At 72.3% G+C, this 9,241-nt stretch carries 11 protein-coding genes; 5 read left to right on the forward strand and 6 right to left on the reverse strand.

Features of this window, described 5'->3' with window-relative positions:
• Window positions 1–269: 269 nt before the first annotated feature.
• The 4 genes from KS423_RS29620 to KS423_RS29635 all read right to left on the reverse strand — a co-directional run bounded on the left by KS423_RS29620 (window position 270) and on the right by KS423_RS29635 (window position 3,329).
• A complete protein-coding gene (locus KS423_RS29620; protein ID WP_224282849.1) occupies window positions 270–800 on the reverse strand; it encodes a hypothetical protein in 531 nt (176 codons plus the stop codon).
• 118 nt (window positions 801–918) lie between these two features.
• On the reverse strand, window positions 919–1,443 hold the full coding sequence (locus tag KS423_RS29625) for a hypothetical protein (RefSeq protein ID WP_224282850.1): 525 nt from the start codon (window positions 1,441–1,443) through the stop codon (window positions 919–921).
• Window positions 1,440–2,912 carry a hypothetical protein gene (locus tag KS423_RS29630; protein WP_224282851.1) on the reverse strand — a complete coding sequence of 491 codons (1,473 nt, stop codon included), beginning with the start codon at window positions 2,910–2,912 and terminating at the stop codon, window positions 1,440–1,442. Before KS423_RS29630 ends, KS423_RS29625 begins: the two co-directional genes overlap by 4 nt.
• A gap of 3 nt (window positions 2,913–2,915) precedes the next feature.
• Window positions 2,916–3,329: a hypothetical protein gene (locus KS423_RS29635; protein WP_224282852.1), complete on the reverse strand. Its 414-nt coding sequence runs from the start codon at window positions 3,327–3,329 to the stop codon at window positions 2,916–2,918.
• A gap of 136 nt (window positions 3,330–3,465) precedes the next feature.
• Between KS423_RS29635 and KS423_RS29640 the strand changes: the two genes are divergently transcribed.
• Together KS423_RS29640 and KS423_RS29645 are read left to right on the forward strand one after the other, a co-directional pair.
• The gene (locus KS423_RS29640; protein ID WP_063349249.1) at window positions 3,466–3,750 is read left to right on the forward strand and encodes a type II toxin-antitoxin system Phd/YefM family antitoxin; all 285 of its coding nucleotides are present in this window, start codon (window positions 3,466–3,468) and stop codon (window positions 3,748–3,750) included.
• Entirely contained in the window at window positions 3,743–4,165 is a 423-nt protein-coding gene (locus tag KS423_RS29645) for a type II toxin-antitoxin system VapC family toxin (RefSeq protein ID WP_224282853.1), read from the forward strand. Before KS423_RS29640 ends, KS423_RS29645 begins: the two co-directional genes overlap by 8 nt.
• On the opposite strand, the gene KS423_RS29650 is transcribed toward KS423_RS29645, so the two are convergent.
• Both KS423_RS29650 and KS423_RS29655 read right to left on the reverse strand, forming a co-directional pair.
• A complete protein-coding gene (locus KS423_RS29650) occupies window positions 4,152–4,751 on the reverse strand; it encodes a hypothetical protein (protein ID WP_224282854.1) in 600 nt (199 codons plus the stop codon). The genes KS423_RS29645 and KS423_RS29650 overlap by 14 nt on opposite strands.
• A 56-nt stretch (window positions 4,752–4,807) precedes the next feature.
• On the reverse strand, window positions 4,808–5,884 hold the full coding sequence (locus tag KS423_RS29655) for a Gfo/Idh/MocA family oxidoreductase (protein WP_224282855.1): 1,077 nt from the start codon (window positions 5,882–5,884) through the stop codon (window positions 4,808–4,810).
• 214 nt (window positions 5,885–6,098) lie between these two features.
• Here KS423_RS29655 and KS423_RS29660 point away from each other — a divergent pair, with 214 nt between their 5' ends.
• The 3 genes from KS423_RS29660 (at window position 6,099) to KS423_RS29670 (ending at window position 8,909) form a co-directional block, all read left to right on the forward strand.
• Window positions 6,099–6,878, forward strand: coding sequence for an HAD-IIA family hydrolase (locus KS423_RS29660; protein ID WP_224282856.1), 780 nt, complete (start codon window positions 6,099–6,101; stop codon window positions 6,876–6,878).
• 81 nt (window positions 6,879–6,959) lie between these two features.
• Window positions 6,960–8,102: a low temperature requirement protein A gene (locus KS423_RS29665; RefSeq protein WP_224282857.1), complete on the forward strand. Its 1,143-nt coding sequence runs from the start codon at window positions 6,960–6,962 to the stop codon at window positions 8,100–8,102.
• Between the two features lie 78 nt (window positions 8,103–8,180).
• Entirely contained in the window at window positions 8,181–8,909 is a 729-nt protein-coding gene (locus KS423_RS29670) for a uracil-DNA glycosylase (RefSeq protein WP_224282858.1), read from the forward strand.
• Window positions 8,910–9,241: the final 332 nt, after the last annotated feature.

Below are 9,241 nucleotides of genomic sequence, written 5' to 3' on the forward strand. Positions count from 1 at the left end.
CACCGCCGCCGGCGCCCGCGCCCCCAACAGCCGTGCCCCGGCCAGCGCCCCGGCGACCGCCCCGGCCACCAGCGCCACTGCCGCGACGGCGGCAACGGACGCGAGCGTCCCGCTGTCGGCCACCAACTCCCCGGTCAACACCCGGAGCAGGCCCAGCAGCATCGCGACAACAGCCACGGCGCGCTCCCCCTCCCGGTGCCCCCTCGGCTTCCTGACGTACCAGCAGGACGATCCTGCGGCCCGCCGGGTTCCTGCTTTCGACCAAATCCCTACGGCGAATCCCCCGCGTCCACCCACACCCGAGTGCCCCCGTCCGCCTCCGCCGCCAGCCACACCGTGGCCGCGAGCCGCTTGTTGTGCCCGGGCAACGGTTCGGCGAGGAAGGAGCCCTCCCGCAAGGGGCCCGCCGCCTTCGGATCCGGTGCCCCCGCCCGCTGGAACCCCGTCAGCGCACTGCTGTCGACCCGGTTCTCGAAGCTCGGCTTCACCGTCATCTTCAGATCCGCGAGGAACCGCTCCTCCTCCCCTGGAGGCAGCCGGAACGAGAGGTATGCGGCGTCGTCCTGGAACCCCTTCTGGTAGGCCCAATGCACCTCGCCCGCCGACGTGGGCGGCCGCACGCGCGAGAACTCCATGACGAACTCCGAGGTGACCGTCATCCACGATCCGGGCCGCCCGCTGTCCGGTGCTGGATGCCGGTCCCACTCTCGCAGCCAGTACAGGCCCCCCACAGCAGCCCCCACCAACGCCAGCGGCGCCACGATCGCCAGCAGCAGTACCCATCGTTGCTTGCGCGTCATGGCGTCTTCCCTCCGGGGGCGGCGGGGTCGTCGAGTTGGATGGTGATCGGCTTGGTCCTACCGACGATGTCGAACTCCTCCTGCGGCCCGCCGGGTTCCCGACTCCGGCGGGATTCCGTTACGGCGCATCCATCGCGGAAACCCACACCCGCGTGCCACCGTCCGCCTCCGCCGCCAGCCACACGGACTCCCCGAGGCGCTTGTTGTGCCCAGGCAGTGGCTCGGCGATGAAGGAGCCGTACCGCAGGGGCCCCGCGGTCGTCGGGTCTGGTGCCCCGGCCTGATGGAATCCCTCCAGCCCGTAGGTGCCGAAGTCGGTGCCGGCGTTCGGCTTTATCGCGATCCCCAAGCCGGCCAGGAATCCTTGTTCCTCACCTGGCGGCAGCCGGAACGAGAGGAACGCCAGATCGTCCTGGAACCCGATCAGGTACGACCACCTCACCTCGCTCGCCGACGCAGGCAGTCGTATCCGGGCGAAATCCGTGGCCCGCTCCGAGGAGACCGTCATCCACGAGCCCGGCCGCCCGCTGTTGGCAGGTGGGTTCCGCTCCAGCTCCCGCACCCAGTGGCGCGCCCCCACCACGCAGGCGATCAGCACCAGTGGCAGGAGCAGAACCCCTAGCAGCACCCATCGCCGCTTCATCGGGTCTCCCTGCCCGGGTCGGTGACTGTGCCCTGACGGTCGGCGCCCCGTTCGCCGGTACCTGCCGGTTGCACGGGGGCGCTGCCGCTGCCGGCCCAGGTCATCGGGGTGCTTCGTCCGCTGATGTCGTATTCCTGGGCCAGACCAGTCTGGTGCAGCTTCGCCATGTCGTCGTCCGTGATGTTCGTGGGTCCGATGTTGGTTGATTTGCCCTCGTCCCAGTTGTAGCGGTCCCAAACGTTGACCTGGTACTGCGTGGACACCACAGGCTTCCCGTCGGGGCCGGGATTCACCGTGATGACACCGGAGACGACACAGCCTTGGCTGCCGATGGCGTGGAACCAGTTCGACTGCTGCTGCTCCTTGAATGTGAAGTCGTTGGCCGTGTTGCGTACGGTTTCCACGGGGATGGCGACCGGCGCACCACCCGCCTTCTGATAAGCGTCGAGGGCGGTTTGCCGCCACTCGGCCTCCCGGTCGGCCAGTAGTCCGTCGACGTGCACACGAAACGCGGGATCGTCACGCAGCATGCGGTCCACGTCCACGGTGAGCGGCTCGCCGGTGTTGTCGAGGTAGTGCAGCATGTGACGCGCCGCGTCCTCGTTCTGGACGAGTGTGCCGCCCGCGATGAGTGCATAGGTCTCCGCCTGGATCGCATACTCCTCGGCGCCGGGCTCTCGGACGTGGTACGGCCCGGCCCCCTTGTCCGGCCACGACCACTCGTACTCGGTCGGCCCCAGGATTCCGGCCTTGATCAGCTTGCCCCCATCGGCGGCGAGCAGCCCGGCCCGCAAGGCCGGATCGAGCGCCGCCCACCACTCCTTCCGGGCCTTGGGGTCGGTCGGCATGGCCATCGCCCCCTCCAGGTCGCTCAGGGCGTTGGCTGCCCCGTCGGGGTGCGTCGCCGGGTCGACCTCCTCCGGGTTGAGCGCGCGCAGGGCCGCGGCCACGGCGTTGTCGGCTTCGGTGGCGGCTGTCAGGGCCGCGGTCATGTCCCGGACGTGGTGCTGCAGTTCGTCCCACTTCCGCTTCTGGTACGCGATCGCCTCGGGGTCGTTGCGTTCCTCGGGCGGCAGGTCGGGCAGCGTGGCCGTGCCGTCGTCGGACACGGTCGCGCCGAGGGCCTCGGCGTCGCCGATCGCCCGCAGCAGCTTCTGCTGGGCCTCGGTGAAGGCCTTCCGGGCACGGTGCAGCGCGGCGGCGACGGCCAGCGCCTCGTAGTGGAAGGCGTGCAGTTCGTCGGTCAGGAGCCCGATCTCCCGGACCGCCTCGTCGGCGGCCGCGCCGGTCCAGGGCCGGCTCCCGGAGCCTGGGGCCGCGTACGGGCCGCCGCCCGAGAGGGGCCGGAGCACGCCGGATCGCATCTGGCCGGCGAGGTGCTCCATGTGGCCGGACACGCCGGTCCAGGTGCCGCCCGCGTGGTCGAGGGAAGCGAAGGAGGCGTGGCGGAGCAGGGCGAAGGTCACCATGGTTCACGGCCCCTTGAAGTCGGCCGCGGCGGAGTCGTCGGCTGCGAGGTAGCTGCGTGCGGTGGCGTCCAGGCGGTCGGCGGTCAGGCCGAGCCGGTTGTCGAGGCTGGTCCAGCGTGCCTTCCACCAGGTGAGCGCCTGCGACAGCGCAGGGCCGCCGGCCCACCCACCGCTCAGAGCCTGGACGGCCGCGGCGGTGTCGGGTTCGACGCGGCTGACCGAGAACTGCAACTCACTCCGCAGTCGGCGCGATTCGCCGGCGCCCTGCTGGAGCACGGCCGGCTGCACCAGGACGGATGGGCTCGCAGCACCCGTCCAGGGCCCGGTCGTGCGGGGTGGGCTGAGCGGATCCCGCGCGGGTGGCGCGTCCTGGCCGTAGAGCCATGGATTCTGATCCTTCTCGCCGGTGCCGGTCATGACAGAAGCCCCCCTCTGTTCGAACGATCGTGATCGAACCTAGCGGATCTGGCCGGGCTGGGGCGGAGGTTCGGCGGATCGGGCGGGGCTTGTGCGGGGTGTAGCCAGGGGTGCTACGCGGGGCTACCGTGGAGAGGTGAAGACGATTACCCAGCGGGAGTTCAGGAACAACTCCGCCGCGGTGATGGATGCGGTGGAGGCGGGGGAGACCTTCCACATCACCAGGAACGGGGTCGAGGTCGCGGAGCTGCGGCCGGTGTCGGGGCGGCGGCGGCTCACGGCGGAGGAGCTGGTGGCGCGGCACGTGAAGCTGCCGCGGGTGGACTACCAGCAGATGCGCAAGGAGGCCGAGGAGTACTTCGGGCCCGAGGAGCTGGTGGGGGACGAGGGCGACGACCCGTTCGAGCGGCGGCGTGGCTGAGCGCCGCAGAGCGCCCCGGCGTCGGCCGGCCGGGGTGCTGGACACCTGCGTCTACATCGACCTGGCGCTGCTCCACCCGTCCGACCTGCCGGCCGTGCCGGAGCTGACCGCGATCACCTTCGCCGAGTTGCAGCAGGGCGTGTCGATGGCCCGCGACCCGGCCAGCCGGGCGGCCCGGCTGGAGGTGCTGGGCGCGGCGATGGCGGACTTCGACCCGCTGCCCTTCGACGCGGCCGCCGCCGCCCGCTACGGGACACTGGTCACCCTCACCATCGCCGCCGGGCGGCAGCCGCGCCCGCGCCGGATAGACCTGATGATCGCCGCGGTCGCCTCGGCCCACGGGCTGCCGCTGTACACCCGCAACGTGGCGGACTTCCGGGGGCTGGGCTCGGCGGTGGAGGTCATCGGGGTGTGAGGGCGGCCGTCCCGTCCTGCTCGATCCGGTCGGCCAGGGCGGCCGCGTACTTCAGGGCCGTCGCCCGGTCCCGGGTGCGCAGCAGGACGGTGTTGCCCCCGCGCTTGCCCCGGTCGCTTCCCGCCTTGGCGGCAACGGCCCAGCGCGGGCGGCCGAGCAGCCGCAGGACGAGCCAGCGGAGTCCGAAGTTCAGACCGACGAGGGCGGCGACGGGGATGAGGAGGAGGACGCCCTCGCCGCCGCCGGCGCCGGAGACAAACCGGAGGGGGTCGTAGTCGTTCAGCGGTCTCCTGGTGGCTCCGATCCGTCCGAGCCACACCACCGCGATGCGTACGGGCACGGCGTCGGGCCCGGTGACGTCGACGTAGCCGGCGAATGCGGCTCCGCTCCGGCGGCCGTCCGCCCAGGCCGCCCGGTTCGCGGCGATGGACGTGGCCAGCTGGTGTTCCTCGGACTGGAGGGCTTTCCGGCGCTCCTCGAACTCCTCGGTCCACGCCTTCTCGCGCTTCTTCTGCTCGGCGGACCACTCCTGCTCGCGCCGCAGGCGCTCCTCGCCGTCGGCCTGCCACCCCAGCTGACTGATCATCGAATCATCTTAGAAGTTATGCGAGAGGTGGAGCGGCAGGCCCGACAAGGCGTCCGTCAGCCCAGGCGGACCGCCGTCCCCGTCGCGGCGGAGGCGCGGGCTGCCTCCAGCACGGTCAGGGCGGCCACCGCGTCGCGCGGGTCGACCGGGGGCGGGGTGCCCGGGGTGGTCAGGGCGGCGGCGACGCCCGTGTAGAAGGCGGGGTAGTCGCCCGGGTCGGTGGGCAGCGAGATCGCGGACTCGTCGGTGCCGAGGGTGCCGTAGTGCGAGGGCTGGTCGGCGCCCCAGGGGCGGGTGCCGTCCGGGCGCAGGCCCGCCCGCAGGTCGGCCTCCTGCGGGTCCATGCCGGGCTTGACGTATCCGGCGGTGTCGCCGAGCACCCGCAGCCGGGGGCCGATCAGCGGGGTGACGGCGCTGGTCCACAGGTGCGAGCGGGTGCCGGAGGCGTGGGTGAGGGCGAGGAAGGCGTCGTCGTCCACGACCGCGCCGTCGCGCCGCACGTCGATCTCCGCGTACACCGTCTCGACCGGCCCGAACAGGGTGAGCGCCTGGTCGACCAGGTGGCTGCCCAGGTCGTACAGCGTGCCGCCGACCTCGGCCGGGTCCGCCAGCTCCCGCCAGCCCGGCTTGGGCTTGGGGCGGAAGCGCTCGAAGCGGGACTCGAAGCGGTGCACCCGGCCGAGCGCGCCGCCGTGCACCAGCCGGCTCGCGGTGAGGAAGTCGCCGTCCCAGCGCCGGTTGTGGAAGACCGAGAGCAGGACGCCCTGCGCCTCGGCGAGCCGGCACAGCTCCAGCGCCTCGGAGGCGGTGCCGGCCAGCGGCTTGTCCACCACGGTGGCCAGGCCTGCCCGCAGGGCGGCGCGGGCGAGCGGCGCGTGGGTGCGGTTGGGGGAGGCGATGACGATCAGGTCGAGCGCGTCCGGGTCGGCGAGCAGCTGCTCGGGCGTGTCCACGGCCCGGGCGTCGGGGTGCTCGCGCGCCAGCTGGGCGCGCCGGTCGGGATTGGCGGTGACCACGGCGTCCAGCCGCAGCCCGGGCGTGGTGGCGATCAGCGGTGCGTGGAACGCGGAGCCGGCCAGGCCGTAGCCGATCAGGCCGACGCGGAACGGACGGGAGGTCGTCTGCGGGTTCATGCGCCCACTCAATCACGAGGTGCCCGTTTGCTCCCGGTTCCGCCGGAACGGCCGGGAGCGGCAGGCTGCGCAGGTGGAGCTGGACCAGTTCCCCGCCCCGACTACGCTGGTCGGCGTTGGGGCAGCCTGTGGCGCCCGGCCGGCCGATGGTGTCCGGTCCGGAGCGATGTGCGAGATCGTTCAGAGCTTTTGCAAGACCGAGGGAGACACCTACGTGGCAGAGCGCAAGCCCATTGAGTCGTGGCTGACCGACATGGACGGGGTCCTCATCCACGAGGGCACCCCGATCCCGGGGGCCGGCGAGTTCATCAGCAAGCTGCGGGAGTCCGGCAAGCCGTTCCTGGTACTGACCAACAACTCGATCTACACCCAGCGTGACCTCCACGCCCGGCTCGCCCGGATGGGACTCGACATCCCGGCCGAGAACATCTGGACGTCGGCGCTGGCCACCGCCAAGTTCCTCAGCACCCAGCGGCCGGGCGGCACCGCCTACGTGATCGGCGAGGCCGGCCTCACCACGGCGCTGCACGACGCCGGGTACGTGCTGACCGACAGCGAGCCCGATTTCGTCGTGCTCGGCGAGACCCGCACCTACTCCTTCGAGGCGCTCACCAAGGCGATCCGCCTGATCAACCAGGGCGCCCGGTTCATCTGCACCAACCCGGACGAGACCGGCCCCTCCACCGAGGGCGTGCTGCCGGCCACCGGCTCGGTCGCGGCCCTGATCACCAAGGCGACCGGTGTCGACCCGTACTTCGTCGGCAAGCCCAACCCGCTGATGATGCGCGAGGCGCTGAACACCGCGGGCGCCCACTCCGAGACGGCGGTGATGATCGGCGACCGGATGGACACCGACATCGTCGCGGGCATGGAGGCCGGCATGGAGACCATCCTGGTGCTCACCGGCCTGACCGCCGCCGACGACGTGGAGCGCTTCCCGTACCGGCCGACCCGTGTGGTCAAGTCGATCGCGGACCTGGTCGAGCTGGTCTAGCCTCTGCGGTGCTGTCGTGGGCCCCGTTCCGGCCGGTCGCCGGAGCGGGGCCGCTTCGTACCTGCGGGGAGGGCCGGGCGGATGGGTGTCACGGGGGAAGCGCTGGGACCGGGGGAGAAGCGGGTCACCTGGGCGGAGCTGTACTTCGACCTGGTCTTCGTCTTCGCGATCACCCAGGTCTCCGGGCTGCTGCACCACGACCACGACGTGACCGGGCTGGTCCGGGCGCTGGTGGTGTTCGTGCCGGTGTACTGGTGCTGGGTGGGCACCACCGTGCAGGCCAACATCCGGGACGTGGACAACCTGCGGGACCGGCTGGGCATCCTGCTGGTCGGGCTGGCCGGCCTGTTCATGGCGCTGGCGGTCCCGGGGGCGTACGGCGGGCGGGGCGTGCTGCTCGGCGCCGCGTACTGGCTGGCCCGGGTGGTGCTGCTGCTCCTGGTGGTCCGGATCCCGGGTGTCTGGCGCGGTCCGTACGGGGTGGGTGTGCTGGTCAGCGGGCCGCTGCTGCTGGCGGGAGGGCTGTTGCCGGACGGGCCGCGGCTCGCACTGTGGGCGGCGGCCGCGCTCGGCGACCTGACCGCGCCGCTGCTGTTCCGGCGGCGGCTCGCGGTGGTGGCGTACCACCCGGCGCACATGCCGGAGCGGTTCGCGCTGTTCCTGCTGGTGGCGCTCGGCGAGTCGATCGTCGGGATCGGCGGCACGGCGGCCGCGGCGCGGCTGGACGCGGCCGAACTCGCCGCCGTGGCGGTCGCGTTCACCATCTCGGCGGGCCTGTGGTGGCAGTACTTCGTGTACGCGGCGGACGCCATGCGGCACGCCGTGGAGGTCGCCGACTCGCGCCGGGACGTCGTCCGGAGGATCTTCCAGTACGGGCACCTGGCGCTGGCCGCCGGGGTGATCGGGGTGGCGGTCGGCTTCGGGGAGACGGTCGCGGACCCGCGGCGGGCGCTCGGCGCGGGTCCGGTGGCGCTGCTGTACGGCGGCTGCGGGCTGTACCTGCTGACCTTCGGGTACACGCGGTGGATGATGTTCCGTCAGGTCGCGACGACCCGGATCGCGGCGGCGGCGGTGGTGCTGGCGCTGCTGCCCGCGATGGTGCGGCTGCCGGCGCTGGTGGTGCTGGTGGTGCTCGCGGTGCTGCTGGTGGCGCTCAACGCGGTGGAGCACCTGCGGGTGGAGCGGGCGGCCGCCCGGAGCCCGGAGCCCGCTCCGGGGGAGTGAGTTGTCGGTGGGGCTGTGTAGCGTTCGGGGTGAAAGAGGGCGTGCGGCGCAGCAGCCGCGGTGTGGGAGGTAGATGTCGTGACGGACACGGTCGAGGCGGGCGTGGTCGAGGCCGGCGAGGGCGGCGGGCTGGAGCTCCCCGAGTCCTGGCGCGAGGTGCTGGGCGCCGAGACGGAGAAGCCGTACTTCGCCGAGCTGGCGGCCTTCGTGGCGGCCCAGCGCGCGGAGCACGAGGTGTTCCCGCCGAGCGGCCAGGAGTTCGCCGCGCTGGAGGCCACTCCGTACGACAAGGTCCGGGTGCTCGTGCTCGGCCAGGACCCGTACCACGACAACGGCCAGGCCCACGGCATGAGCTTCTCGGTGCTGCCGGGCACCAAGACGCCGCCGTCGCTGCGCAACATCTTCAAGGAGCTGGACGCCGACCTGGGCGTCCCCGCTCCGGACAACGGCTACCTGATGCACTGGGCCGAGCAGGGCGTGCTGCTGCTCAACGCGGTGCTCACGGTCCGCGCGCACGAGGCCAACTCGCACAAGGCGAAGGGCTGGGAGAAGTTCACCGACGCGGTGATCAAGGCGGTGAGCGACCGCGAGGAGCCGGTGGTCTTCGTGCTGTGGGGCAACTACGCGAAGAAGAAGCTGCCGCTGATCGACACCACCAAGCACGTGGTGGTGCAGGGGGCCCACCCGTCGCCGCTGTCGGCCAAGCTGTTCTTCGGCAGCCGTCCGTTCTCGCAGATCAACGCCGCGCTGGACTCCTTCGGCGGCGCGGAGATCGACTGGCAGGTGCCGAACCTGAAGCAGGACTGAGCCCCGGTGCGGGCGCCTCGGGTGCTCCCGAGGACTCCCGAGCACTCCTGATCGGTTCGGGCGCCGCTGCGCGCCGGTGGCCGTGGGCCGGACGGGTTCGATGTCCCGTTCGCCCACGGCCACGTGCCGTTCACCGTCGGTGGCCGCCGGCCGGTGCCGGGTGTGCTTAGCTGATGCCGACCGGTCGCCGGACCGGTCCCGGGGAGGGGCGGGACGTGCACGGGCTGGGGCGGACGGGGACGTTGCGGTGGGCCGCGGGGGTACTGCTGGCCGGGGTGGTGCTGACGGCCGCGTCCGGCTGCAGCGGTTCGGCGGGCGGCGGCGAACCGGGC

The organism is Streptomyces sp. LS1784 (genome assembly GCF_020103755.1).
Classification (GTDB): Bacteria; Actinomycetota; Actinomycetes; order Streptomycetales; family Streptomycetaceae; genus Kitasatospora.